Below are 23500 nucleotides of genomic sequence, written 5' to 3' on the forward strand. Positions count from 1 at the left end.
TTGATATGGCACAGGTTGAGGAGATTTCCAACGATATTAGGCGCTTCGTTTTTCACCCGAGAAAAACCCATCGCTACCAGCACATTAATCCCGTAGTAAGGTTTCTAATACCTCTGGTTCTCATGGCGGGTGTGCTGGCAAGCGGGGACCCCTTAACCTTCTATATCTTCACTGGGTTAAATATCGCCGCTGCAGCAGCTTTGCAAGTGTTGATACTGTTTTGGTCTCGATTCTGGAAGATTGCTCTCACAGTGTCGATATTTACCTTAGGGGTCCGGGCTTTTTTTGAATACGGCGATCACGTCGTATTCAATGTTGGACCCCTAGCTGTTACGCAAGAAGGGTTGGCATCGGCTAATTGGTATGTAGCAATGCTTCTTGCTGTATGCGCTCCCCTGGTACTGCTCACATCGATTCTGTCTTTGCAAGATTTGTCTCATGCCTTGGAGCTACTTGGGGCGCGGCGCCAAGTCTGTTATGTAGTAATCAATTCAGCGAGATTGATTCCTGAGCTTGCCACTCGAGGGAAAGCTGTGCGTGATGCGCAGCGTTCCCGTGGGATACAGGTTGAGGGTAGTCGTCTGGTTAAGCTAAAAGCTGTTCTGCCCACGATTGCCCCCCTGGTCCTCTCCGCGCTGTCAAGTGTGGAAGAACGAGCCGTTGCCATGGAGGTGAGAGGAGCTAGCATCACCGAAATTAAAGGGACCCGTTTGATTCCTCAAGATAAGATTTCCGGATTCGGGTACTTGGGTATTTTCGTTGCAGCTTTACTCTCGGTGTTTATTGGAATAGGAGGACGTCTGCTTTGGTAGTGGCAATAAAAACTACGCAGGTAGCGGTTAAGCATCCCTTAGCGAAAACCTGGGCATTGGAAGATATCAATTTGAATTTGGAGTCTGGAAAAGTTTACGGATTGATGGGGGCTAATGGTTCTGGAAAAACAACATTATGTAACACGCTAAAGGGACTCATTCCAGGTGTCCTTGGCGGCGAAGTAAAAGGTAAAATAGAGATTTTCGGTAAAGACCTGAACGGACTGTCGCAACGAGAGTTGGTTGAAACTATCGCTTTGGTCTTTGAAAATCCATACACCCAGTTGACAGGTACGTGCCAGACGGTTGTCGAAGAGATTGCCTTTGGGCTTGAGAACCTGGGTTGGGAACGCGAGCGCATAATTGAGCAAACCGCACGCGTGATATGCGATATGGATTTGCAAGACCTTGCGTTTAGAGACCCCCTGGAGTTGTCCGGTGGGCAGAGACAAAGAGTCTCTGTTGCCGCGGTGATGGCTATGGATACCCCGGTTATTGTTATTGATGAACCCACTTCTCAGTTGGATCCTGCAACCACAGAAATGATTTTCGCTGCTATTACGAAAATGAAGGACGCCGGAAAAACCGTGCTTCTCTGTGAAAATAAAATTGACCAATTGGTAGAAATTGCGGACGAAATAATCATTTTAGATAACGGAAGGGTTTACACTGCAGGGCAACCCGGTGAAGTACTATCACGAGCCAAATCCGATGGGCTTCACTGCGGTTTCCCGGAACTATTTACGTTATCTTCGGGTTTAAATGTCTCACCTAGATGGATTACATTCGCGCAGGCTAAAGCATCTGTCAATACGTATGTTGAGGAATGGCAATGATTAATTGTGACCACGTTGAATACTGTTATCCGGGTGGGACTCGGGCTCTCACAAGCGTATCCCTCAAAATAGAATGCGGAGAGTGCGTTGCACTCATAGGGCAAAACGGAGCTGGTAAAAGCACCCTGTCGAAGCTACTGAACGGACTAATCCGACCTACCTCCGGAACTATTTACTTAGAAGGGCAAGATACCTCAAATTATCGAACCGATGAAATAGCACAGCGCGTAGGATACGTGTTTCAGAATCCCGATGATCAAATTTTTTCTAAAACAGTACACGAAGAATGTGAGTATGCGCTCAAGCGTCTAGGTGTAGAACAAACTGAAAGGGAAGAGAGAATCACCCAGGCTCTGAGCGTATGTAACTTACTGGAAGAAGCAGAGACTAATCCACTAGATTTGCCCCTTGCGCAGCGTAAGTTTGTCGCAATAGCTGCGGTGCTTGCTATGGACCCTAATTATGTGATTCTGGATGAGCCAACCGCCGGACTGGATGAGTTAGGTCGACGGGATTTAGTCGCCATTATGCAATGGGCCAGTAATGCTGGTAAGTCCGTAATCGCAGTTTCGCACGACATGCGCTTCGTTATTGAAAATTTTCCGAGGGTTGTGGTGATGAGCCAGGGTGGCATAATCAGTGATAATTCTGTAGCAGATGCGTTCTCCAATGATCAAGTCTTGGCAGAGGCGAAGTTAACCGTCCCCCCTGCGGTCCAAATATCTCGGCACGCCGGCGCGCCTAAAGAGTTATTACAAATGGATCAAATTTTCAATTGGTGCAAAGACTTCTTATATCGAAAATCATAAATTTATCCATTTAGAAAGGCATTAACAACATGATGCAAACTAAACAGAATCTACTCGGTAACTGGCCCGGAAACGGTGAAAAACTCTTGCTAGGGATGATTCATTTAAAAGGTAATGAAATAGACGATATCTATTCCCGTGCCGTACGCGAGTGCGACATATATGCTCGTGGCGGATTTGATGGCGTAATAGTTGAGAATTATTTTGGCACTATAGACGACGTTCGCTATTGTCTGCCGCGGCTACAAGACAAGTTCCCTCAGCTTTATGTCGGTGTTGATGTGATTTGGGATAACGATAAGAGCTTCGATTTAGCTGTCGAGCACCAGTTGCCCTTTATCGAGCTTGATTCTCTGGCAGGACAACTCCCTCCTCAAGAGGAGCCGCAATTTGAGGAACGTATCCGTTGGTGTCAGGAAAACTCACCTGCCGTAATTCTTGGAGGAGTCAGACTTAAGAATCAACCCGTTCTCAGTGGAAATCCGCTCGAGGTAGATTTAATGCTTGCCAAAAAACGTGGCGATGGAGTCATTGTTACGGGAGTGGATACGGGAGTTGAAACCGAGCTTTCCAAGATAATTCAATTTCGAGAAATCATAGGTGACTTTCCACTGTTGGTCGGCGCTGGCGTAAATGAGAAAAATTGCACGGAGCAGTTGACAATCGCCGATGGTGCCATCATCGGGTCCTCACTCAAACAAGGAGGAAACGCTAAAGGTGATTTGGAAATGGATAGAGTCGAACGATTAGTTACGGCAGTTAGAGCATTGCGGGGAAAGGTAAAGTAACATGAGCAAGCGGTTAGTAGTCGGAAAAGATGACGTGTCGAAATGGGGGATAGCACTACTTTTTTCACCAGGAAGCGATTCTGTCGTGGTCACTAACGGTGATGGATGGCATGACTTTAAGAGCGCTGCGAAGATTTCAGACGGTGCAGTCAATCTTGCTATGACGCAAGTTAGTGTCCTGCCGAAACGGATTGAAAGAATGGAGAGACATGACCATACAAAGGAAACTCTTTGTCCTACCAATCATTCGATAGTGCTAGGGGTATGCGCGAAAGAATTTGATGTCCCCGAGACTGACCAATGTGTGTTGTTGGAAATTCCCTGTGGAACTGCCCTTGTTATGGATAAAGGAACCTGGCATTCGCCATGCTTCGGGGTTAGCGAGCCAACCCAGTACTACTGGATTGCTACCTCGGACCCTCGTTTTCCGTCAGAGTGGATACCGTTAGCAGGCGGTAGCTTGGAGACATACATGGAGACGGAAAGTGATTCTGATGTCCTCTGACGAGCTAGGAGATTCACTTGAAACACAGTTCGAGAACGGGGGTGCTATCTGTTTCATCGGTGAACCCGTTCTTGACATATATATAAATCTTGACCATTGGCCGAAGCTGGGGGATAAGGCATGTCTGCTGAGTCAAGAGACCTTGCCTGGAGGAACAGTAGCTAATATGGCAGTCAATGCCTCTTGGTTAGGGCTAAAGACCCGCATGATCGGCTGTCTAAAATCCGGAGAAATCAGCGACCAGCTGATAAAAGACTTAAATGAGCATGGGGTTAACACCGACTTCATTTCCTTGACTACCGACGCGCCTGACCCTGTCTGTTACGTCTTTTTAACTGAAGGAAGTAATGTGGCAGCGTACCCGGATCGTTCAAGGGAAAAGCTGTTTTTAGATCAGGAGAGCCTAGAAACGATTTCAAAATCAAGAGTGGTGTGCTCGACACCTGAAAAACTGAGAAGAATATGTAATCATGATGATTTTCTGCAATCGATTCGTAAGGTGAAGCGTTCAGGGGGGCATCTGGTGCTTGATATAGATACCGGCGCAGAATTCGATGCTAAACACCCTCTAGAAACAGAGGCTTCCATAGTAATTATGAATGAGTTTGGGGCTGAGCGTCTATTTGGCATGAACTGGGAACAGCTATCTTCACGACTACCAGACCAATCTCCCGACATTAAATCCGTATTTACATGCCCGGATATTACTCTGTTCGTAACCGGGTCAGAAAAGGGCGTGTGGACTTACAGAGATGGATGGCGCCTGTGGGAGGTAACTCCCGCTCCGGTAGTAGATCCGACCGGGGCAGGAGATGCTTTCGTTGCCGGAATCGTTACTGGTATAGCACAAGGTTATTCCTTTGAACGTTGCGTTTTGCAGGCGTTAGACTGTGGTAAGCAGGCGGTGGGAATAAAGGGTGCCCGATTACGCTGATTAGCTGGACTATTCGCAAATAAACTGATTATGCAGCGGTTATCCTAAGTTGCATAATGGTGGTCTCTGCCACCAACCCTTGTTACGGGCTTTTGACCTGTAACCCGAGCAACGAAAATATATTTTGGTAACTCCCTGTCAGAGCCTTAACCTAGTGTTCCGACAGGGAGATTGTTTCGATTGAAATGAAGGAGTGAAAAATCCGTGGACAGCGTGGAAGCAACGGGACGCAACGAGAAGTCATCTGAGAACCAGGGGAATAACTATCTCAGCGGTTACCTAGCAGCCTGGTTTAAAATCATCGCAACCGGCATGATTACCCTGGTTGCTTTTGAAGCTATTGCGGTCAACACGGCCATGCCCTTCATTGTGGACCGCTTGGACGGCAAAAACCTGTTTGCTCTGGCTGCCGGGATTTCCATGTCCACGCAGTTAATTACTACCGCCCTCGCCGGGACTTGGGTCGATACCAGGGGTCCAAAACCGGTAATTTACGTGGGTATTGCTGCTTTCACTGGTGGATTGCTGGTGGCGAGTTTCGCCCCGAACATTTGGTTCGTCGTGGTGGGGCGCGCGGTTCAGGGCTTGGGTGGCGGTTTGCTCATTGTGCCTCTCTATGTGATGGTCGGTTCCTACGTCTTACCGCACAAGCAGCCAGCTTTTTTTGCGGTTTTTGCTATTGCCTGGGTGGTCCCTTCCCTGGTCGGACCGCTGGTGGCGGGGTTCCTGGTGGACTATGTGCATTGGCGTTTTGTTTTCGGGATTTGCCCCATCCTGTTCCTGGTGTTTTTCCCGTTGCTGTGGCCAAAATTCCGCCAATTTCCCCAGCTACACGACCCGGTTCCGTTTCGCCCCTCGCCTCGACTGCTGTGGGGTTCTATCTTTAGCGGCATTCTGATTGGTACTCTGCAGGTCATTTCCGGGGTGGAACGAGAGACTGTCTCCCCGATATTCATTGTTGCGGCTTTAACCTTGACCTTGGCGCTGTTCTTTGCGGCTCGTCCCATCCTTCCTTCCGGGACTTTCCGAGCAGTTCGCGGAGTTCCCGCCACGGTGGCGATGCGGGGACTATTGAACGGTACTTTCGTCACTGTAGATCTCTACCTGCCCTTGCTGCTGAAAGAAATTCACGGTTGGGGTCCCACCATGGCTGGTCTGTCGATGACAGTTTCATCTATTACTTGGGCATTTAGTTCGTGGATTCAAGGGCGGATTGTGGATCCGGCGCATCGTCGCTGGCTGATTTTCATCGGTCCGATTATCGAAATTTTTGGCACGTTGGTGGTGCTCCTGGCGGTTGTGCCAGGTTTCAGTCCCTGGTTTGTGTTGGTGGGTTGGGCCATAGCTGGTTCGGGGCAAGGTTTGATTTTCCCGCTGGCCACGGTTCATGCCCTCTCTCTGACTCCGGCTCAACGTCACGGTGAGGTTTCCGCAGCCTTGAACGTAGCCGACACGCTGGCGGCTGCCGCGCTGGTGGCGTACGGCGGAATCACCTACGCTACGACTCTCTTTTTAGGACCTTGGGCGTTCGCTGCCACGATTGGTTTGATGGTGGTGATGATGTTCGTCCAATTCTGGGTCGGTACCAGGATTTTTGAGTCTTCTTCGCACAAGTGAGGTGCTATAGTTTGTTGTGAGGCTAGGTTTTTGTTGATTGGAAGGATTGGAAGATGGGTGCTTTCCTCGCTTTGTTCGAAAATGTGCTGACTTTGGCGGTTATTGTTGTCATCGTCCTGGCGTTGCTCATCATAGGTGGAATGTTCTTTGTGGTGAAGCAACAGACTAACTATGTGATTGAACGTTTCGGTAAATATCACAAGGTTGCACTGCCCGGTCTGCGGATGAAGATTCCGTTCGTGGATCGGATTGCGAAAAAGGTTCCGCTGCGTATCATGCAGCTGGATTCCGTGGTGGAAACTAAAACGAAAGACAACGTGTTTGTCACGATTCCGGTTTCGGTGCAGTATCAAGTACAAAACGTGGTTGATTCATTTTATCGTTTAGCCAATCCGGAACGTCAGATTCAGTCTTACGTCTACGACCGGGTGCGTACCTCCCTGGCGAAACTAGACCTGGATGAGGCGTTTTCTTCGAAAGATCAAATCGCCCAAGATGTCGAAACGACTTTGGCTGCTGCCATGAACGCTTATGGTTTCGCCATCATCAATACCCTGGTGACAGACATCAATCCGGATCCGACGGTGCGCGCGTCCATGAACTCGATTAATGCTGCTCAGCGGGAGCGCGAGGCAGCGGTTTCCCTGGCGGAAGCCGAGAAAATTAAGACTGTGAAACAGGCTGAAGCCGATGCAGAATACAAGCGCTTGCAAGGTGAAGGTATCGCGGCTCAGCGTAAAGCTATCGTCGATGGCTTGGTCAGCCAGTATGAAGCGTTGCGCGACGCCGGAATTGGAGCCGAAGCGCAAGAAATGCTGCTGTTGACCCAGTATTTCGATACATTGCAGGAAGTCGCGAAAGCCTCTAATACTCAGACGCTGATGCTGCCGTCCAACCCTGGTGGGGTCAGTAACGCGATGGAGGAACTGCGCAACTCGCTGTTCGCCGCCACTCGTGCCGCGGATCAAAAGCCGAAGACCGCGGTACCGCCGCGTTCGCGTACCGTACCCACAACCTCAGCGCAACAGTAACACTGTAATTCCGTGATTTCGTGTCTAGTTAGTGTCGTTGGGAACCTAAAGGGTGCTATTTACCCTGCTCGCTAAGCATATAGAGAACCATTTTTGCGGGAGTCAAGGCTTTAACAGCGTGTGGTAAGCGGGTAGAAAAATGCACCATTCCGCCGGGAAGCAGTTTCACAGTTTTGCCGTCGGCGGTGATTTCAATTTCCCCTTCCAGGGTTTGCACGATCACCGGCATAGCAGCGGTGTGCTCTGATAGTTCTTCGCCGCTGTCGAAGGAAAATAGCACAACATTGACCCCTTCTGCACGCATCAGGGTTTTAGAAACGGTAGAGTTCGGGGAGTACTCAATTTGTTCCGCAAGATTATCTATATACCCTAGACCAGTAGTAACTGATTCTTCTTTTGAATCCATGTTGAATCTCCTCTGACATTTATCTCTATTTACTGGGTTTACGCGCTGTTATAGCTATTCCGGTCAGATTCTTACGGTAGTGCTTAAACGTGGCGCGCATTTCTAAAATCCTCGCCCGTAACTCTCGATCGCGTAGAACATTACCGAGTATCCGCAACACTCCCTTGAGACCTTCATCAGCTAGGTTACGCCGTGGTGACAGCGAAGCCATGGGTTCAAAACCGACCCATTCAATAATAAAACCAGCATTTTCCAGTACCTTGCGCCATTCATTTTCGGTGAGGGGACGAGCGTTCGCGCGAATAACTTGGGCGAGACGCTTGCGCAACTCATCAGCTAGCTGCATGTCTATATCGTTAGGAGTTAACCCGAGTTCGTGAATCGCGTAGCATCCACCTGGTTCTAGTATCCGGTATGCTTCTGAAACAATTTTTTCTTTGTTTTTCTCGCTTTGCATGGTGAGCATCGCCTCACCCACCACTACCTGAGCTGATTGTGACTCTAAACCGGTGTCCTGGGCGTCTGCTTGCACCACTCTGCCGCCGCTGTCCGCAACGATGTTCTGCACCCGCTGGGCTGCGTCCGGGTCTTTATCTACCCCTGTATAGGACTCGACGGGCGCGTCAATAATAATTTTGGCAGTTTTGCCTAATCCGGGTGCAAACTCTACAACTCTCTTTCCTGGTATATCAGCTGCTTGGAGCATCCGGTTGGTAAGTTTGAGTCCTCCGGGACGCAGCACCCGTTTTCCAGCACGCGCTAGTACCCAATATCCGGGTGCGACTTTAGTTGCGCGGGTACTTTGCGGAAGATTACAGTCATCATTCATGTTCCCAGTCTATCAGAATAGGCTTAGGCAAGCCTTACCTATTCTAAGTAGTTTGGGTGCTTGGACGCACAAGCGGTGTGTTTAGAGCCATCCGAGTTCACGGGCTTTTCGGGCTGCGCCTGCCGAGGTGTCCGCGTGGGTTTTGCTGATCGCACTAGAGAGGTAGTTGCGTACCGTGCCGGGTGAGAGATACACCTGGGTTGCGATTTCTTGGACTTTCAAGCCTTTTTCGGCGATTTTCAGGACTTCAATCTCGCGTTCTGTCAGCGGGTTATCGCCCTCGAAAAGGGATTCGGTGGCCAATTTTTGGTCCACAGCGGTACCGCCGGCGGCGATAGTTCGTACCGCGGCGGCGAGTTCTTCGGCAGGAGTTTCCTTGACCATAAAGCCTTTGGCGCCGGCGTTCAAGGCGCGTTTCAAGTAGCCGGGACGCCCAAAAGTCGTCAAAATCAGCGTTTTAGTGTCGGCAGCAGTCTCGGTGATGGCTTGGGTGGCAGCGATTCCGTCAAGGTCGGGCATTTCGATGTCCACCACAGCAACCTGGGGGTGGTGGGTTTGGACGGCATCGAGGAGCTCGCGACCATTGCTGGCCTGGGCGACTACCTCAATGTCGCCTTCGAGTTCCAGCAGTGCCGCAATTGCTCCGCGCACCAGCGCTTGATCATCAGCCAATACCACGCTAATCACAACTTTACCTCCACTACGGTGCCGGTCTCCGGGATGTTTTGCCGCTCGCTCTCGGCACTTGCGGCACTCGTGACCTCACGTTTCCCAACTATACTGAGAGTCCCGCCGACCTGTTCCACACGAGCCTTGAGCCCCTCCAGACCATGTCCGGTAGCATCGGGGGAGATGCCCACCCCATTATCGGTGATAGTCAGACTGCTCCGGTTCATCTCGATAGTGACTTGACGAGCCGCCGCGTGACGAATGATATTAGTAGTCGCCTCCCTAATCACCCAGGCAAAAATCGCTTGGTTCACAGCGGGGATGGAATCGAGATTTGACCAGGCGGTGCCCTCCCGCTGCAAGTCAATACCGGCACTCTCCAATGCCTGAGACGCGGCGGCGATTTCTTCGAACAAACTCTGTACTTTGAGCCCCGCCACAGTCTGCCTAACCTCTTCGATTGATTCCCGCGCCAGGTTTGTAATCTCGTGCAGTTCCGCCTGGGCACGCCCGGAATCACGTTCCAGCAGTTTTCCGGCCAGTTCCGACTTGAGAGCAATGACCGTAAGGGTGTGACCCAGGACATCGTGTACATCCCTGGCAACGCGTTCGCGTTCTTCCAAAATCGCTTGTGTTCTGGCTTGGCGCTGGCTCTCGATACCGGAACCGATAAAGAAAGCTATTCCCGCCACGAACATAAACACCGCTGAGGTGGAGATGGAGAGACCAAAATATTCTTGACCATTCGGTACAAAACGGGGGATGAGGAAGGAGGCTAAAACCGTCAAGGCTCCGGCAATGTAGCCAGCCGCCTGGGGCAGGGTGAAAGGTGCGGCAGCAGCGATAAACGGCAGGAAAGTTAAGGATTTCAGCGGTCCTAACACTGCCACCTGTAGCAATGTAATCAGCACAAGTACCACAAAGACTATGGCGTCGCTCTTGCGTAGGCGGTGCCGACCGTCGAAGTAGCGGAAGTTACGCTCTCCCATGATTGGTTTGCGCCACGAGAGTGAAAAAGCAGCCACGTAAGCCAGCGCGAATATGGCGGTTAATACCAGGGAAATTATCTTCGGTCCCAGGGGTAAGGTCAGGGCTCGACTAATCGGAAAGTACAGGAACCCCAGCCATACGAGACTCATGAAGGTGCTCGTGAAAATGTAGGAGTTCGAAGGCGAACTGGTGAGACTGCGATCTTCTGTGGCGAGGGCAGGGGAAGATTCCGGGTTCATGCGTGCCTCCGTGAACGTTGATAGCCCCACAGTGCCAGAAGAGCAAAAATCAAGATCCACACTACAAAGTTCACGATGCCAATTCCTAGGTTTTCGGTGTACGGCTTTCCGTCCATAGTAATCTGATTTCCGTTAGTGCCGGCATATCTGGCGAGAATTCCGTAACCGTAGCCCGGCATGAATTTCGCGAAATCCAGCAGCCATCCGCCCAGGGGCATGAAAAAATTCGCTATGAAAGCAAACAGGGTGGTCAGTCCCGAGGCGATAGAGACGGCTGTATCGGAATGCAGCAACAGTCCGAAAGCCAGACCGTAGAGGGTGAAAGTGAGTGATCCGCCCAGAATCACCAAGACAGAGATAATCCAGGCAGAGGGCTCCGCTTTGGCTTGAGTCAGACCACCCAGCAGGAAGATGACCGCCACGGGCAAAGCCGCCAGCAGCGCTCCCAGGGCGATTTTGGTACCCAGGTACCTCCCGTTACTCAGGGGAGTCAGTGCGATTTGGCGTCCCCAACCTTGAATCTTTTCCACGGAGGTGCCAGCGGCAAAGCTGGCGGTGGAGAGAATGGCTCCGTAGGCGGCGATATTGACCATAATGACCCAGGCCCAATTGACAGTCGTGTCGGCGACCATTTCCTTGGCGTAGGTCGCGGCAACCCCAAAAATCAGGTAAATCACCACCGGAAGGCCAATGACAAACATGGGTACTTCGGGTGAGCGCAGAATTCGCTTTAAATCCAGAGCAAATATTTTCGTGTTCATGATGAGATTTCCTTAGTTGCTGGTCAGGGTAAAGAAAGTGTCCTCCATGGAGGGAGGTACGATTTCCAAATGGCTCACGCCTGGTTGAGAGAGGATGAAACGCGCGAAATCATCCGATTTCTGTACCGAGAGGTACATTCTGTGGTCTTTGATTTCGACAGATTCTTGGGGCCAATGTTGCTGTATCTGAGCGGTGAGCGCGTCGAGGTGCGAGGAATCAACCTGGAAGGACACGTTGCGCGTTCGCTGGGCAGTAATTTCTGCCGGGCTGGCATCCGCAATAATTTTTCCGTGATTCATCACCACGATGCGATCAGCATAATCCGCGGCCTCCTGCAGGTAGTGGGTGGCAAAGATGATGGTCTTGCCGTTTTGTGCCTGACCGTGCATCACTTCCCAAAAGTCGTGGCGCGCGTTGGCGTCCATCCCCGCAGTCGGTTCGTCGAGTATCAATAAATCCGGGTTTGGCAACAGAGCTAGCGCGAATTTAATCCGCTGCTGTTCCCCGCCGGAGCATTTCCCAATCTTACGTTTGCGGATTGGTTCCAGGTTTGCCGCGCTTATCACTCGCTCCCGATTTTCCGGGGTGTCAACATCGTGACCGTAAGCTGCGGCAATCCAGCGGACGACTTCGGAGACATACATGTCTTTGAGCAGGCCCCCCGTTTGCAGGACGGAGGCAATTTGACCGCGGGAAATCGCAGTTTTTGGGCTTTCGCCCAGAACCTGCACTTCCCCGGAGGTCGGTGCACTGAGCCCCAGAACCATATCCAGAGTGGTGGTTTTTCCCGCCCCGTTCGGTCCCAGCAGAGCCATAACTGTACCAGTCGGTACATTAAGTTCGATGCCGTCCACCGCGTGGACTTTCCCGAAGTGCTTATGCAGATGAGTGAGCTGCAGGGCAGCTGTAGTAGTTGTGTTCATGTATTTAAGTCTCGCGCCCCAGCGTTTGAGCCGGTAGTGTGCGCAATCACAAAAATTAGATGACATCTGTCATGTTTTCCGGGCTTTGTGGGAGCCAGATTAGAATGACTCCATGACCAAGATGTGCGAGTATCTGGACGATTCGGCAAAAAATGGCGCTGTGTCGGTTGGTTCACGCTGCCTGGTGGTGGTCGGAGGGGTGCAAGGTCTGCGTGCGCTGTGCGCTGATAGCTGGGATTTTTCGACCTATGAGCTGGTAATTTGTGGCGATTCGGGTCAGGATGTGGCGCGAACTTTGGGGATTAATCCCGACGTCTATATCGGCGACTTCGATTCTTCGCCGCGTCCGGCAGGTCAGACTGAGTTCGCGGACGGACGCACCCGCTCTCCCGAAACCTTGGCGGCAGTGCCCGTCATCACCCCTAGTGATGCGGTTCCCGGCGATGGCGTGGAAGTGATAGTACTCCCCGTAGCCAAAGAAGTTACAGATTCTGAAGCGGCAGTCGATTTGGCGTATTCTCGAGGTTACCGGCACATTGATGTCATTGGCGGCTTGGGGGGGCGCTTGGATCATACTTTGGGGAACCTTGGTATCTTGGCGAAATACGCTCACACTTCCGCCCGACTACGCTGGATAGATGGCTACAACATGGTGTCCTTGGTGGGTCCGGGAACCCATACGGTACCCCGCAACGACTACCGCTATTTCGGTTTAATTCCTTTCGACGGTGATGTGCAGGGGCTCACCCTGGCGGGGACACGCTACCTGGTCGAGGACTTTACCCTGGTTCGCGGCTCAACACGCGGGGTTTCCAACGAAATCACCGCACAGTGCGCCACCGTTTCTTTCACCAGCGGCAGACTGCTGATGGTCTCGTCACGAGACTTGCAGATTTCGGGTCAATAGTCCGTCCGGGTGGCTCTTCATGACAAGCGCGGTAGGGCAGGTTTCAGGTTTTCGCGAGCTATTCGAGATTTTGCAACGCAATGTGAGAGATGCGGGAAAGTGGTGGCCGGCAGAAACGAAGTTTGAGATCCTGGTGGGTAGTGTGCTGACCCAAAACACGACCTGGACCAGCGTGGAAAAGTCCCTAGAGAACCTGCGGAAGCAGGGACTGCTTAACCCGATGCGGCTGGTGGGAGCGAAATCGAGCGAACTGGAGACACTCATTCGACCCAGCGGATTCATGCGCGCGAAAGCACAATACCTGAAAAACTTGACCGAATGGTACATAAAAACTGATGCCCGGGCTGGTGAGATTGACACCCCAACGCTGCGCAACTCCCTTTTGCGAGTTCCGGGAGTGGGTGAGGAAACTGCCGACGACATCCTGCTTTATGCCTATGACCGCCCGGTTTTTATTTTCGATACCTATGCGCGCCGGTTGCTAGCGGCAGCTGGTTTGGGCGAGTTTCGGACCTATCGTCAAGCGAAGCAGGTCTGTGATGCGGCATGGCGAGTGGAGGGATTTACGGTGGCGGAACTGGCGATATTCCACGGTTTAGTGGTACAGGCCGGAAAGGACGCGCGCCGGGAGGGAAGTTGGGAAGGTATCCTGAGGACATGATTAAAGGCGCGATTTTCGATTGTGACGGGACGCTGCTCGACACGATGCCGCTGTGGCGAGAGGCAGCCGGAAAATACTTGATGACCTTGGGGATAGAGGTCGAAAAAGGTTTGGGGGCGCAATTTTTCGAGATGACTTTGCCCGAGTCGGCTCGCCTGGTGCGCCAACGCTTCGGTTTGGACTTAACGGTCAACGAAGTCGTGAATGGTATCAAAGATGCGGTCTATACCGGCTATCTCGAGGACGTGCAGCTCAAGCCCGGTGCCAGAGGTTTCTTGGAGGTGCTGTCCGAAGCGGGGGTGCCGATGACGGTGGTCAGTTCCGGTTCTGAGGGTCTGATTCGCCCGGCTTTTCGGCGTCTGGGGATTGAGGAGATGTTTGCCCAGTATTTTGCCTCCTCGGAGACTGGGATGCATAAGCGCGAGCCGACTATGTTTTTGCAGGCGGCGGAGGCGATGGGCAGCGTGCCGGAGGATGCTTGGGTGTTTGAAGATGCGGTTTATGCGGTCCGGGTGGCGAATGCGGCTGGGTTTCACACGGTGGGAATTGCTGACGATGCCAGCCTGGGCGAGTCGGATGTTCTGGCGCGCGAGGCGGAGGCGTACTGGGAGGAATATCCAGGGGAGATTCCCGATTTTATGCGTTCCTAGGATGGTGTCAGATATTGGAACGATTGTTACAATTGCCGGGGAATTTCCGGTAACGTTCCGGTGGGCTGATTTGTGATGTTACCCTTCCTCTGGCGGCGTTTGGCGAGGAATTTTCGGGTCCGATGGGTGATAAATATGAGTCCGATGGCGATGATTATCAAGAAAAAGATCACCAGGATGGGGATGAAGATAGCCGTCAGGGACATTGCCAGGGAAAATCCTTCTTCCGCGCCAGAAGCTACGGGGGCGGCAAGACCGCCGGTAGCGGTGTTCAGAACGGGACGGCTGATTGTTTTGCCACCGTGAACTGTCAGTGCTACGACCACTCCCAGGACTATGCCTATCCAGGGATTATGCGCCATCAGGGAGGAGTGTTCTTCAAAGTTCTTAGCGGCAGTTGCGGCGGTGAATATCAATCCGCCGGTGGCGGGGCGAATCACGGTGCTAATAGCATCATTGATGCTGTCCAGTGCGGGTACTTTGTCGATGAAAAAATCCGCGAAGCACAGGATGGCTGCGATGGCGATAGCCCAAGGGGAGGCAATCCACGCGAGTTCGGCGGGTAGGGTGACGAAGCCGGTGAAACGCGCGACTAGGGCAACGATGAGGAAAGGGATGTAGGCGTTAAATCCTGCGGCAGCTGAGAGTCCCAGCCCTGTGAGCGTAGCAAGCATAAGTAGACTTTAGCGTTATTCCTTGTGAGATGCTGATTTTTGTCTCTCTGGAATAACGGGAAAACAGAGCATCTGGCTGTTGGTGCTAGAATGTGGCATACTGTTGTAGTTTGAACTGCGGGCGTAGTTCATCGGTAGAACGACAGCTTCCCAAGCTGTAAAGGCGGGTTCGATTCCCGTCGCCCGCTCTGTTGAAGATGCCGAGCTTTTGCTCGGCATCTTCAACATTTAGCGGACTGCGACGGGAATCGAACAAGTTCGCTCAGCGGCATCGAGCGTAGCGAGAATGAGCCGCTGAGTAAAACGGTGGAGGCGTTAAAAAACGGCACCGATGTGCCGTTTTAGCCGGAACGCCTTAACAATCCTCTGTTGCCTGCTCCATTTCCACGTTCAATTTGATACAAAGAATGAGCGTGGATTTTTGCTTCTAGGGCAAGCATTTTGGCTTGATAACAAGGGATTGTGGCGTTTGAGAACTCCTCCAGCGCGAGCTTGAATACCCTTTTCATGCACCACAGTTCCTCTCTTGGTGGCGATATGCTCGCTACTCAATGGCAGGCGCGAAAAAGTATAGGCTCGCGCGAAAAGGTTAAGCACTGCGACTGACATAGTTTGCGTAAGCAACATTCAACGAAAACCGGCAATATGAGCGACCATCAATTAGAGCTCTAAGTCAACAAGTGACATCTCTTGATCGCCCAGATAACACTCGTAGAATCGCTCCGCTGGAACAAGTCTAACGGCAATCGGAGATAGACCGAGCCTAGACAACATTCCAAACGTGACATACCCATCAGCCTGAACGAAATCTCCGTCTGAGGGCATAAGAAAACTATTGACAACCCTGAACGGTTCCTTCTGATTCCTAAGCAGTTCTCGATATGCGAGCTCATATAGGTACTGCTTCGTCACATCAGCAACACCTGGCTGCCCTGATATCGATTCCTTGGTAACGGTCGGAACAAAGTACTTAGCATCCAAGACATAAAAAACTATGCCCTCATCATCGTGTTCGACACGAAGAATATCGGGTTCAAGCGTACCTGGTGCAGCAATAGAGAACTCACCGTCTTTGCCCACCGAGTGCCACTCAGGACGCTCGATAACTGTAAGCAAGGTCGGATTACTCGGCGCGTGAACGATCCCCTCTGCCAAGAGACCGAGTTGGTGTAAGGGTGTTTTCATCTGGTTGCCGAGAACTTGAGAACAAACTTCCTGCCAGACCAGGTTGAACGATGAGGTGCCGAAAAGATTAAGAGTGCCGTCACTGAAGGAGTCGGTCCGACCAGAGACAAATGCATAGATTGCTTTGAGAACCAGTTGCTTTCTCGTGTTAAACTCGTTGCTTAATTCACGTTGGAGGCGATACTGTACATACTCCAAATCACCCATGTCTGACAAAGACTCGTCCGAAATTCGGGCAGGTGTTAGTTCGAAAATCTGGAGAAGTCCCGCCGCTTCAAGCTGTTCGGTAACCGCAGTCACGACGCAAGCATGAAGTCTCCTAAAAAAGTCTGTTGTATCTTCAACGCTCTTAGCAGTTTGCAACTCGAAGTATATGGGTTGATCTTCTACAAGTAACGCATATGATCCCGCAATAGTTTTATCCCACAGAATCTGCCCGTGACCATTAATCTCCACAACGTCGGAGCGAGTGGCATAGAGACCAAACTCGAAGTAGTCCCTAAGGATAAACAACATGACGGGTACAAGATTGAGTGACCATGTTTGAGAGTCTGGATCAAATATGCGAAGTGGTTGACCATCTGATCCATATTTTTCGATTACTCGCATCACTTGGTGCATTTTTACATGGCTGTATCCAGTCTTAAGGAAGTACTTCGGGTATACAATCACAACCCATTCTGAAATGGAAACGAGCCCGACATACTTGAATAAGTAATAGAATCCACTATCTGCATTGGTGATCTCAGCAATGACTACATCATCCTCGTTTAGCACCGATAGGTCACGCTGGAAGCTCGATTGCCGAACCACTTTAATTACGTCAACTTCACGCAAGCGTCTGATCAAGGTTGCGGTCGAGGGCTCGTCAGATTGAAAGATGACCTGCAAATCTGTGAAAGTGTATCGGACCTGTTCCTGAACCAGTATGGACTTCATTAGAGGCTACTGTGCTAGTTCTGTAGGTGTTTCACCATCGTCTTCAAGATTCACGAGTGGTTCTGCTGCTACTCTCGCAGAAACGGCTGACACGATCTGCGGATTAAAGATCTCGATTCCGACTTCGTTAAATTCTCTGACTAGGTCGGAGTACCTTAAGCCAGCAGACCGAGAGCCACTGAAAACAGACTTCCTGATTTGCTTGGCCGCATCCTCATATAGGTACATGAGGACTTTGTGAGAGAAGACGCCAATAAATCGGCTACTTTCTATTTCATCCCCATTTTCAGGCACAACAATGTCTCGTGCCAAGAAATATGGGCCCAGGTGCTTGTCCTCATTGATTCCCTTTTCCGCAAGGAAATCGTTGATCGACTTCCTTAACGAATTCCACTCAATGTGGCGTACGGAGTCGCCTGTCCCGAGCTCAACCCACTTATTGCGAAGATCCTGATCATTGTCGTTAATTCCCACGTAATCGAACGTCCAGCGTCTCTTGAATGCTGTGTCGACGGGATAAACGCCTTGGTCGGCGCTATTCATCGAGGCCCAAATAAACATGTTGTCCGGAATTCTTATTTCCTGAAGACTTGATGCTGTCGCATCTAACTCACGAACAAGGTAGGCGAGCATATCCTCAGATGGAGAGATCGAATACTGGCTAGCGTTTTCGATGTTTCGATCTAGAAGTTGAAAAATGTCTCCGAACACAGCGGCAGTGTTCGCTCGATTGATCTCTTCAATAAGTAACAAGCAAGGACAGGGAGTTCCTTCTTTGATACTCTTTAGAGCCTTGACAAGTACACGCATGAACGGCCCTGGAACGTAGCGGTAGCTGATTCTTTCAAGCCCATTATCGTCCGTAACTGGAACAGGCTTGTAGGTCCCCACAAAATGAGCGTACGAATAGTCCGGGTAAAAAGTTACTCGCTCAAATTCTCCGCCATTTGCGAGAAGAATACGCGCATCGTTCTCCAAACTAAAGCTCTTACCAGTGCCAGGAGCACCAAATACGATTCTGTTGCGAGGCAGATCAACATCAGCTACTAATCCGCTAATCTCCGAGATGCTGCTGGATCGATTCAGGTCATCCTCCAGATGTAAAAGACTCGGCAGGGGATCCATGGTGCCAGAGTATTCGGTTGGCATGACTGTTGTTAGCTCTCTCATTAGAACTTGAACGGATTCAGCACATTCAGAGATGACAAACTGGCGGTCTCCTCGATAAATTTCCGCGAACTTATCAACTTCTGATTGCAGAATAATGGGCAGTTGCTGACGTTCAGACAGGGCGAGGATATCGCTGAACCTCTTGTCTACATCAAGTTGAAAATCACGCTGAGAAATATTCGGCCGATCTGACTTATCCTTTCCTCCACTGAAAACAACAGACTTGACAATTAGCGCAACCTTGCTCGTCCCGAGCGCTCCCTGGTCAACTTCCAAATCCATCGTCTGGAGCCAGAAATTTCCCTGCGCAAGTACAGATGTGCTGAGGTTGTCAGGATTACGAATCGCACACGCGGATGGAAGCATCAGGAAAGCCGAGATAACTTGACCCGGATTATCTTTCGTGTTCACGCTGAGCTTCATGTTGCTATTCCCAGCACCGCGGGATTTTATTTCATATGAACCATCTGGGTCATCAAGGTAAACCTGAGACAAAGTGTCATGATTCTTGATATCGAACCTGAAAACACCGAGCCTTCCATCCAACATGGATGGCGACTGTAGGTTGCCAGACTCATCGAGAAACTTCCCAGATAAAAAGGCTTGTCCGCCCCCAGAATTATTGTTGTAGTTCAGACGAAAATCAGGAGCTCCCTGGGGGTAGACCAGACCCCCTTCAAGTTCATTAAAGTAAGACATGCCCTAGCCCCTCAACTCTCTCTATCGATAATCTTTGATATACATTCTGCTACGTATTTCGCAAGAGCAGGAGGTACGGCATTACCAATAGCCAGTTCCACACCAGTCTTCGGTCCGACAAAGTTGAAGCTGTCTGGAAAAGTCTGTAGATAGCCACGTTCTCTGGTGGTCAGCGCTCGGACGCCATTCTCAATCAGCGCGGCATCCCCATGGTGTGGCTTGTAGTTCGCCGGGATTGGCCTATTGATCCCTCTGACGGTCGCAGCTGGTTCGTCGACACTAAAGACTCCTCGGCGCGCATAGCTACGGGGATGCATATAGTAATAACCCGTGCCAAGCCGGTCACCTAAATAGTCGCGGACAGTCATTTGCTGCTTGGCCAAGCCAGATTCTAGATATTTATCCAAGAATCCATCGGGCGCTCCGAGTCTACCGACAAGAAAAAATCGCCGGCGCTTTTGCGGAACCCCACACAGACTTGCATCAAGCACTTTCGAGCTCAAACCGTATCCAGCGTCTGAGAGCATCGCTTTCATAACCGGCAAAGTGCTGAAACGCTCGATGTTGTAGACATTCTCGAAGACTACCCACTTTGGCTTCACACGAACAACAATCTCAGCAAATCGAATTGTCAAGTTTGCTCGTTGACCTAGTTTCCGCTTACCAGCAATCGAGTAGTCTTGGCACGGCGGACCTCCGATAATCACATCCGGCTTCGCCTGCTCGATTATCTCTAGAGCTTCATCAGTAGCTAGGTCAATATTATGAATCGGATGTTGGAAATTCTCCTTGTAGATGTCAACCGCGGGTTGCCAATTATCAAATGCAGCGACAACCTGATATCCACCCTGTTCAAACCCAAGTGACATTCCTCCGCAACCGGAGAATAGATCAATCACTCTCATTCGCCACCCCTCTTGCGATATGCCTTTGCAACGCATCGGCGACATACTTCGCAAGGTTGACTGGGACTGCATTTCCAATCATCGAATTCTGGTCTGACTTACCTCCGAGAAACTCAAATTCTTCAGGAAAAGTCTGGATAAGGCTCCGCTCTTTCGGGGTAAGTCCACGCACTTCACTGACCGGAGCTGAGTCATTTGGGTGGCCTTTGTACCCACTTGGGATCGGTCGATCAACAGCTCGAATCGTCATTGACGGTTCGTAGATGCTAAATACCCCACGTCGGTTGTAGTTCGTTGGAACCCTGAAGTAGTTTTCAATCCCTAGCGAATCACCTAGATAATTGAAAATGCTCATTGGTTCTGGCGAAAGGGCTCTTTCTAATTCAGCGTCAAGGAATCCATCATCTTCCTTTTGCCCGCCTACAACAAACATTCGCTTGCGACTCTGCGGAACTCCACAATACGCTGCGTCCAGAATCGTTTGGGTTAAACCAAATCCCGCCTTCTTGAAGTTTGCCAGCGCTGCTCGGAACGACTCAGTGTTGCGGATTGTCGCGACGTTCTCCATCACGAAATAGGACGGTCTAATGTCGGCGATAATTTCAGAGAACTTGACCGATAGAATTGCTCTGCCTCTGGTTTCATCTTGGTGTCCAGCTGTCGAGAAGTCTTGGCATGGTGGTCCACCGATAACCAAGTCTGGCTCGAACTGGGTGATACTTTCTACCGATTCAGCGACATTCGACAAGTCTTGTTCAACAGCTGGATGATCAAAATTGGCGCGATAAACTCGTAGGGCAGGCGCCCAGTTTTCATAGGCAGCAACTACGTCAAAACCTGCCATCTCAAAGCCAAGAGACATACCTCCACAACCCGAGAATAAGTCCACACAACGCAACTTTGCCAACTTGCCCAAAACCTTCCGCTTGCAACCTAGGTATGAAGCGTACTGGGTTTTGTTCCGCTTCTTATACGGGGGTCAATTCGTTGACCCGTGTTTGATTATAGCTGGTGATTATCTCGCTGGGGGGGTTCTGTAGCCGAGTGCCTCGTGTAGGCGCTCGTGATTCCACCAGTGGACCCAGTTCAACGTGGCGAACTCTACCTAGGTCAAAGAAGCCCATGATTGTGAATAGATGAGCTCGGTCTTATATAGGCCGTTGACCGCTTCGGCTAGCGCGTTATCGTAGCTACCTCCCACACTGCCGGTGGAGGGTTTGATTCCCCAGTGAGCGTGTTTCTCGTTATAGGTAATACTCGTGTACTGAAATCCGTGATCCGAGTGGTGGACCAAGCCAGACAGGTGCTCTCTAGCGTTCATGATTGCCTGCTCCAGCGCTTCCAGCGGCAATGCCTCTGTTTTCAGTCCATCTGGTTGCCCAACCCACAATCTTCCTGGAGAACACGTCAGTGACGAATGCTGTATAAACAAATCCTGAAATAGTACGCACATAAGTGATATCAGCGACCCATAATTCATTGGGTTTGCCAGCATTGAAACTACGCTTAACCAGACCCTGGCGCAAATCCACAGCCTGTGATTGCCTGGTCGTGACCGGTGTGCGACCCCGGCGGGCACCGGCAATCCCAGCGATTCTCATAATCCTGGCAACCTGGTCACGACCAACCTTCCAACCGGAGCGTCTAGCGTGCCCCATCTTGCGTATCCCGTAAACCCCGAAATTATGGGCGCGAATAGTTGCCAACTCCCTAGCAAGTATCTGATCACGCACACTTCTAGCACTTGCCGGCCTGCTCTTCGCCGCACGATAACCATGAGGAGTAATAAACCCTCCTTCCAAGCTAGCCCCCAGTGTCCGGCAAATCGGCGCGACCCCGAAACGATCCTTATATGCGTCAATATAGGCGATCATCATCGGGCCGGTCGGTCGAGCTCCGCTGCGAAAAAACCGAGGCAGTTTTCAAAATCTCATTCGCTCTACGCAGCTCGGCAACCTCACGCTTAAGCCGTTTGACTTCCTCGTGTTCTTCACGGGTCATCCCCTGCCGCTCACCCGTGTTCACAAGATGCCGCTCATACCAACGGCGCAATGACTCATTCGCAACCCCCAGCTTCGCAGCGATCTCATTAACCGCCCTCCACTGCGAACACGAACGATCAGCAGCCAACGGATCAGAAAGCAACCGCACCGCACAATCCTTAAATCCTGGGAATACCTCTTAGGCATATCCCTAATCCTCTCAAAAACAGATAAGAACAAAACCCAGTACGCTTCAGTATTTCATGCTTGAGGGCATGAGTAGACTTAAATGCCCGTTTTGTGGTGGAGCGTTGAAGCGTAATGGTTGGACTAGTTCTGGGCGGCAGCGTTGTACTTTCCACGTGTACAACCAGGTAAAACGTTACACGACAATGAATCCTAGGCTCTTGGCGGGTAGGAAACTGTTGCGTGCGGGAACAGATTTGTTGCATGTAGAGGATGTGGATGCGTCACTATCCTGGCTGACAGAATTCAATGACTGGTGTGTTAAATGGCAAGACTTCCTAGACGAGCAAACCATTGATGAACACGGAAACATTACGTTCACCCACGAAAAACTCATAAATGCGAGGAATTGCCTAATCCGGCTAATCAAGTCAGGAAACCTGTTCATCTACCTTGATCCCGGCCTTGTTGAATCATCCGATGGAGCGAGAAAAAGTAGCTAATGGTCGCAGGGGAGATTCTTGGTGAGATAAACAGGCAGTATGTTTCCTTGCCTGCATTATTCTTTACCGTGCCCAGGTGCCGCGCAACAGGCTCCCGTCTGTAGTTCAGAGTCGGAGCTTGCGGATACGGCGTGTGTATTCCTTGATAATGCGGTGGAACTCGGCATTTTTCTGCTTGAATTCTGGGTTGTCCCCTCGGCTCGGCTCCGTGCGCCAGCCTGCAATGTGTGCCGGGTAGCGCAGCTGTCCTTTGACGTTGGCTACGGACTTGAGCTCGTAGTTTGGATCCACTTTCGACAGTTCCCGGTCAAGTTCATCGATGATGCTTATCCAGTTCGGCGGAAGATTCGAATGTGTTCGACGCGCCGTCCCGCGCTCCAAAGCGGCAGCTACACCCAGGGGAAAGCCATAGGCGTCGCACTCGACACCATCAATGGTCTGATGGTCTTCGAGGTTCAAGGGATTTTCCTTCAGCCGTTCTTTCAATGGTTTTGCTGAATGTGGTTCGGAAAGAAATCCGTAGCGGTCAACCCAGTCAATCAGTCGGTCACCGGGCCTTTCCCAAAGTCGCATACGAATCTCGATAAGTGAGCGCATTCGGTAAACGAAGTGACGTGGGCACAGGCAGGTTCTTGAAACATGCGTCGCTTCGTCGATATCGTCGGCAAAATAATCAGTCGTGGTCACGTCATAGAACATGGTAGCTTCCTCGGTGCAAGGCTTAACCAAGTTCCATTCACACCGCCTGGAGCCACCCTTGCGCTCCATTTTTTCAATGGGCGGAAAATAGACGTCATCATCATGGATCTTATCTTCAACGAAGATAAGATCCATCTCTTCTTCAATCATTTTCGGTTTCAACGTAGCCGTTGTCATTGTTCTCTCCTTA

General features: G+C 50.9%; 23 protein-coding genes, 1 tRNA gene and 1 pseudogene. 12 read left to right on the forward strand and 13 right to left on the reverse strand.

Features of this window, described 5'->3' with window-relative positions:
• The first annotated feature begins 5 nt into the window (after window positions 1-5).
• From HMPREF0574_RS06415 to HMPREF0574_RS06450, 8 genes are all read left to right on the forward strand, one after another.
• The gene (locus HMPREF0574_RS06415; protein ID WP_004007905.1) at window positions 6-812 is read left to right on the forward strand and encodes an energy-coupling factor transporter transmembrane component T family protein; all 807 of its coding nucleotides are present in this window, start codon (window positions 6-8) and stop codon (window positions 810-812) included.
• The gene (locus tag HMPREF0574_RS06420) at window positions 812-1648 is read left to right on the forward strand and encodes an energy-coupling factor ABC transporter ATP-binding protein (protein ID WP_013188845.1); all 837 of its coding nucleotides are present in this window, start codon (window positions 812-814) and stop codon (window positions 1646-1648) included. The genes HMPREF0574_RS06415 and HMPREF0574_RS06420 overlap by 1 nt, the downstream gene beginning before the upstream one ends.
• Entirely contained in the window at window positions 1645-2457 is an 813-nt protein-coding gene (locus tag HMPREF0574_RS06425; protein ID WP_236585954.1) for an energy-coupling factor ABC transporter ATP-binding protein, read from the forward strand. Before HMPREF0574_RS06420 ends, HMPREF0574_RS06425 begins: the two co-directional genes overlap by 4 nt.
• Window positions 2458-2486: 29 nt before the next feature.
• Complete coding sequence (locus HMPREF0574_RS06430; RefSeq protein WP_004007908.1) at window positions 2487-3245, forward strand: BtpA/SgcQ family protein; 759 nt, start codon at window positions 2487-2489, stop codon at window positions 3243-3245.
• A 1-nt stretch (window position 3246) separates the two neighbouring features.
• Window positions 3247-3750: an ureidoglycolate lyase gene (locus tag HMPREF0574_RS09880; RefSeq protein WP_004007909.1), complete on the forward strand. Its 504-nt coding sequence runs from the start codon at window positions 3247-3249 to the stop codon at window positions 3748-3750.
• The gene (locus HMPREF0574_RS06440) at window positions 3740-4684 is read left to right on the forward strand and encodes a carbohydrate kinase family protein (RefSeq protein WP_004007910.1); all 945 of its coding nucleotides are present in this window, start codon (window positions 3740-3742) and stop codon (window positions 4682-4684) included. The genes HMPREF0574_RS09880 and HMPREF0574_RS06440 overlap by 11 nt, the downstream gene beginning before the upstream one ends.
• A gap of 204 nt (window positions 4685-4888) precedes the next feature.
• On the forward strand, window positions 4889-6301 hold the full coding sequence (locus HMPREF0574_RS06445; protein WP_004007911.1) for an MFS transporter: 1413 nt from the start codon (window positions 4889-4891) through the stop codon (window positions 6299-6301).
• Window positions 6302-6354: 53 nt separating this feature from the next.
• Window positions 6355-7332 carry an SPFH domain-containing protein gene (locus tag HMPREF0574_RS06450; protein WP_004007912.1) on the forward strand — a complete coding sequence of 326 codons (978 nt, stop codon included), beginning with the start codon at window positions 6355-6357 and terminating at the stop codon, window positions 7330-7332.
• Window positions 7333-7387: 55 nt separating this feature from the next.
• On the opposite strand, the gene HMPREF0574_RS06455 is transcribed toward HMPREF0574_RS06450, so the two are convergent.
• The 6 genes from HMPREF0574_RS06455 to HMPREF0574_RS06480 form a co-directional block, all read right to left on the reverse strand.
• Window positions 7388-7738: a cupin domain-containing protein gene (locus HMPREF0574_RS06455; RefSeq protein ID WP_004007913.1), complete on the reverse strand. Its 351-nt coding sequence runs from the start codon at window positions 7736-7738 to the stop codon at window positions 7388-7390.
• A gap of 25 nt (window positions 7739-7763) precedes the next feature.
• Window positions 7764-8567, reverse strand: a complete 804-nt coding sequence (locus HMPREF0574_RS06460; protein ID WP_036324424.1) for a class I SAM-dependent methyltransferase — start codon at window positions 8565-8567, stop codon at window positions 7764-7766.
• Between the two features lie 81 nt (window positions 8568-8648).
• Complete coding sequence (locus HMPREF0574_RS06465; protein WP_004007915.1) at window positions 8649-9254, reverse strand: response regulator transcription factor; 606 nt, start codon at window positions 9252-9254, stop codon at window positions 8649-8651.
• Complete coding sequence (locus tag HMPREF0574_RS06470; protein ID WP_004007916.1) at window positions 9251-10465, reverse strand: sensor histidine kinase; 1215 nt, start codon at window positions 10463-10465, stop codon at window positions 9251-9253. The genes HMPREF0574_RS06465 and HMPREF0574_RS06470 overlap by 4 nt, the downstream gene beginning before the upstream one ends.
• Complete coding sequence (locus tag HMPREF0574_RS06475; RefSeq protein ID WP_004007917.1) at window positions 10462-11226, reverse strand: ABC transporter permease; 765 nt, start codon at window positions 11224-11226, stop codon at window positions 10462-10464. The genes HMPREF0574_RS06470 and HMPREF0574_RS06475 overlap by 4 nt, the downstream gene beginning before the upstream one ends.
• 12 nt (window positions 11227-11238) lie before the next feature.
• On the reverse strand, window positions 11239-12150 hold the full coding sequence (locus tag HMPREF0574_RS06480) for an ABC transporter ATP-binding protein (RefSeq protein WP_004007918.1): 912 nt from the start codon (window positions 12148-12150) through the stop codon (window positions 11239-11241).
• Window positions 12151-12262: 112 nt separating this feature from the next.
• On the opposite strand from HMPREF0574_RS06480, the gene HMPREF0574_RS06485 reads away from it, so the two are divergent.
• Genes HMPREF0574_RS06485 through HMPREF0574_RS06495 form a run of 3 tightly spaced genes read left to right on the forward strand, consistent with a single transcriptional unit; the run spans window position 12263 to window position 14368 of the window.
• Window positions 12263-13057, forward strand: coding sequence for a thiamine diphosphokinase (locus HMPREF0574_RS06485; protein WP_004007919.1), 795 nt, complete (start codon window positions 12263-12265; stop codon window positions 13055-13057).
• 19 nt (window positions 13058-13076) lie between these two features.
• The gene (locus HMPREF0574_RS06490) at window positions 13077-13718 is read left to right on the forward strand and encodes an endonuclease III domain-containing protein (protein ID WP_004007920.1); all 642 of its coding nucleotides are present in this window, start codon (window positions 13077-13079) and stop codon (window positions 13716-13718) included.
• The gene (locus HMPREF0574_RS06495; protein WP_036324944.1) at window positions 13715-14368 is read left to right on the forward strand and encodes an HAD family hydrolase; all 654 of its coding nucleotides are present in this window, start codon (window positions 13715-13717) and stop codon (window positions 14366-14368) included. Before HMPREF0574_RS06490 ends, HMPREF0574_RS06495 begins: the two co-directional genes overlap by 4 nt.
• Before the next feature lie 26 nt (window positions 14369-14394).
• Here the strand turns inward: HMPREF0574_RS06495 and HMPREF0574_RS06500 are convergent, their stop codons facing one another.
• Window positions 14395-15042 (reverse strand): DUF4126 domain-containing protein, encoded by a 648-nt coding sequence (locus tag HMPREF0574_RS06500; RefSeq protein WP_004007922.1) that lies wholly within the window; start codon window positions 15040-15042, stop codon window positions 14395-14397.
• 117 nt (window positions 15043-15159) lie between these two features.
• On the opposite strand from HMPREF0574_RS06500, the gene HMPREF0574_RS06505 reads away from it, so the two are divergent.
• Window positions 15160-15230: transfer RNA gene (locus HMPREF0574_RS06505), tRNA-Gly, on the forward strand.
• A 472-nt stretch (window positions 15231-15702) separates the two neighbouring features.
• On the opposite strand, the gene HMPREF0574_RS06510 is transcribed toward HMPREF0574_RS06505, so the two are convergent.
• From HMPREF0574_RS06510 to HMPREF0574_RS06545, 6 genes and pseudogenes are all read right to left on the reverse strand, one after another.
• The gene (locus tag HMPREF0574_RS06510; RefSeq protein WP_004007923.1) at window positions 15703-17166 is read right to left on the reverse strand and encodes an LlaJI family restriction endonuclease; all 1464 of its coding nucleotides are present in this window, start codon (window positions 17164-17166) and stop codon (window positions 15703-15705) included.
• Between the two features lie 6 nt (window positions 17167-17172).
• Window positions 17173-19035 carry an AAA family ATPase gene (locus HMPREF0574_RS09290; protein WP_004007924.1) on the reverse strand — a complete coding sequence of 621 codons (1863 nt, stop codon included), beginning with the start codon at window positions 19033-19035 and terminating at the stop codon, window positions 17173-17175.
• Between the two features lie 11 nt (window positions 19036-19046).
• Window positions 19047-19940: a DNA cytosine methyltransferase gene (locus tag HMPREF0574_RS06520; protein ID WP_036324946.1), complete on the reverse strand. Its 894-nt coding sequence runs from the start codon at window positions 19938-19940 to the stop codon at window positions 19047-19049.
• Complete coding sequence (locus HMPREF0574_RS06525) at window positions 19927-20847, reverse strand: DNA cytosine methyltransferase (protein WP_201625887.1); 921 nt, start codon at window positions 20845-20847, stop codon at window positions 19927-19929. Before HMPREF0574_RS06525 ends, HMPREF0574_RS06520 begins: the two co-directional genes overlap by 14 nt.
• A 108-nt stretch (window positions 20848-20955) precedes the next feature.
• Window positions 20956-22129: pseudogene (locus HMPREF0574_RS09625) on the reverse strand (IS3 family transposase).
• A 587-nt stretch (window positions 22130-22716) separates the two neighbouring features.
• The gene (locus HMPREF0574_RS06545; RefSeq protein ID WP_004007931.1) at window positions 22717-23487 is read right to left on the reverse strand and encodes a hypothetical protein; all 771 of its coding nucleotides are present in this window, start codon (window positions 23485-23487) and stop codon (window positions 22717-22719) included.
• Window positions 23488-23500 lie beyond the last annotated feature (13 nt).

It is taken from the genome of Mobiluncus curtisii subsp. curtisii ATCC 35241 (assembly GCF_000146285.1).
In the GTDB taxonomy this organism is placed as follows: domain Bacteria; phylum Actinomycetota; class Actinomycetes; order Actinomycetales; family Actinomycetaceae; genus Mobiluncus; species Mobiluncus curtisii.

What these genes read in the sequence shown, in the direction of transcription:
- HMPREF0574_RS06415 (WP_004007905.1), top strand. Translation starts at nt 6, where the DNA reads ATGGCACAGGTTGAGGAGATTTCCAACGATATTAGGCGCTTCGTTTTT.
- HMPREF0574_RS06425 (WP_236585954.1), top strand. Translation starts at nt 1,645, where the DNA reads ATGATTAATTGTGACCACGTTGAATACTGTTATCCGGGTGGGACTCGG.
- HMPREF0574_RS06430 (WP_004007908.1), top strand. Translation starts at nt 2,487, where the DNA reads ATGATGCAAACTAAACAGAATCTACTCGGTAACTGGCCCGGAAACGGT.
- HMPREF0574_RS09880 (WP_004007909.1), top strand. Translation starts at nt 3,247, where the DNA reads ATGAGCAAGCGGTTAGTAGTCGGAAAAGATGACGTGTCGAAATGGGGG.
- HMPREF0574_RS06440 (WP_004007910.1), top strand. Translation starts at nt 3,740, where the DNA reads ATGTCCTCTGACGAGCTAGGAGATTCACTTGAAACACAGTTCGAGAAC.
- HMPREF0574_RS06450 (WP_004007912.1), top strand. Translation starts at nt 6,355, where the DNA reads ATGGGTGCTTTCCTCGCTTTGTTCGAAAATGTGCTGACTTTGGCGGTT.
- HMPREF0574_RS06455 (WP_004007913.1), bottom strand. Translation starts at nt 7,738, where the DNA reads ATGGATTCAAAAGAAGAATCAGTTACTACTGGTCTAGGGTATATAGAT.
- HMPREF0574_RS06460 (WP_036324424.1), bottom strand. Translation starts at nt 8,567, where the DNA reads ATGAATGATGACTGTAATCTTCCGCAAAGTACCCGCGCAACTAAAGTC.
- HMPREF0574_RS06470 (WP_004007916.1), bottom strand. Translation starts at nt 10,465, where the DNA reads ATGAACCCGGAATCTTCCCCTGCCCTCGCCACAGAAGATCGCAGTCTC.
- HMPREF0574_RS06475 (WP_004007917.1), bottom strand. Translation starts at nt 11,226, where the DNA reads ATGAACACGAAAATATTTGCTCTGGATTTAAAGCGAATTCTGCGCTCA.
- HMPREF0574_RS06480 (WP_004007918.1), bottom strand. Translation starts at nt 12,150, where the DNA reads ATGAACACAACTACTACAGCTGCCCTGCAGCTCACTCATCTGCATAAG.
- HMPREF0574_RS06485 (WP_004007919.1), top strand. Translation starts at nt 12,263, where the DNA reads ATGACCAAGATGTGCGAGTATCTGGACGATTCGGCAAAAAATGGCGCT.
- HMPREF0574_RS06490 (WP_004007920.1), top strand. Translation starts at nt 13,077, where the DNA reads ATGACAAGCGCGGTAGGGCAGGTTTCAGGTTTTCGCGAGCTATTCGAG.
- HMPREF0574_RS06495 (WP_036324944.1), top strand. Translation starts at nt 13,715, where the DNA reads ATGATTAAAGGCGCGATTTTCGATTGTGACGGGACGCTGCTCGACACG.
- HMPREF0574_RS06500 (WP_004007922.1), bottom strand. Translation starts at nt 15,042, where the DNA reads ATGCTTGCTACGCTCACAGGGCTGGGACTCTCAGCTGCCGCAGGATTT.
- HMPREF0574_RS06510 (WP_004007923.1), bottom strand. Translation starts at nt 17,166, where the DNA reads ATGAAGTCCATACTGGTTCAGGAACAGGTCCGATACACTTTCACAGAT.
- HMPREF0574_RS09290 (WP_004007924.1), bottom strand. Translation starts at nt 19,035, where the DNA reads ATGTCTTACTTTAATGAACTTGAAGGGGGTCTGGTCTACCCCCAGGGA.
- HMPREF0574_RS06520 (WP_036324946.1), bottom strand. Translation starts at nt 19,940, where the DNA reads ATGAGAGTGATTGATCTATTCTCCGGTTGCGGAGGAATGTCACTTGGG.
- HMPREF0574_RS06545 (WP_004007931.1), bottom strand. Translation starts at nt 23,487, where the DNA reads ATGACAACGGCTACGTTGAAACCGAAAATGATTGAAGAAGAGATGGAT.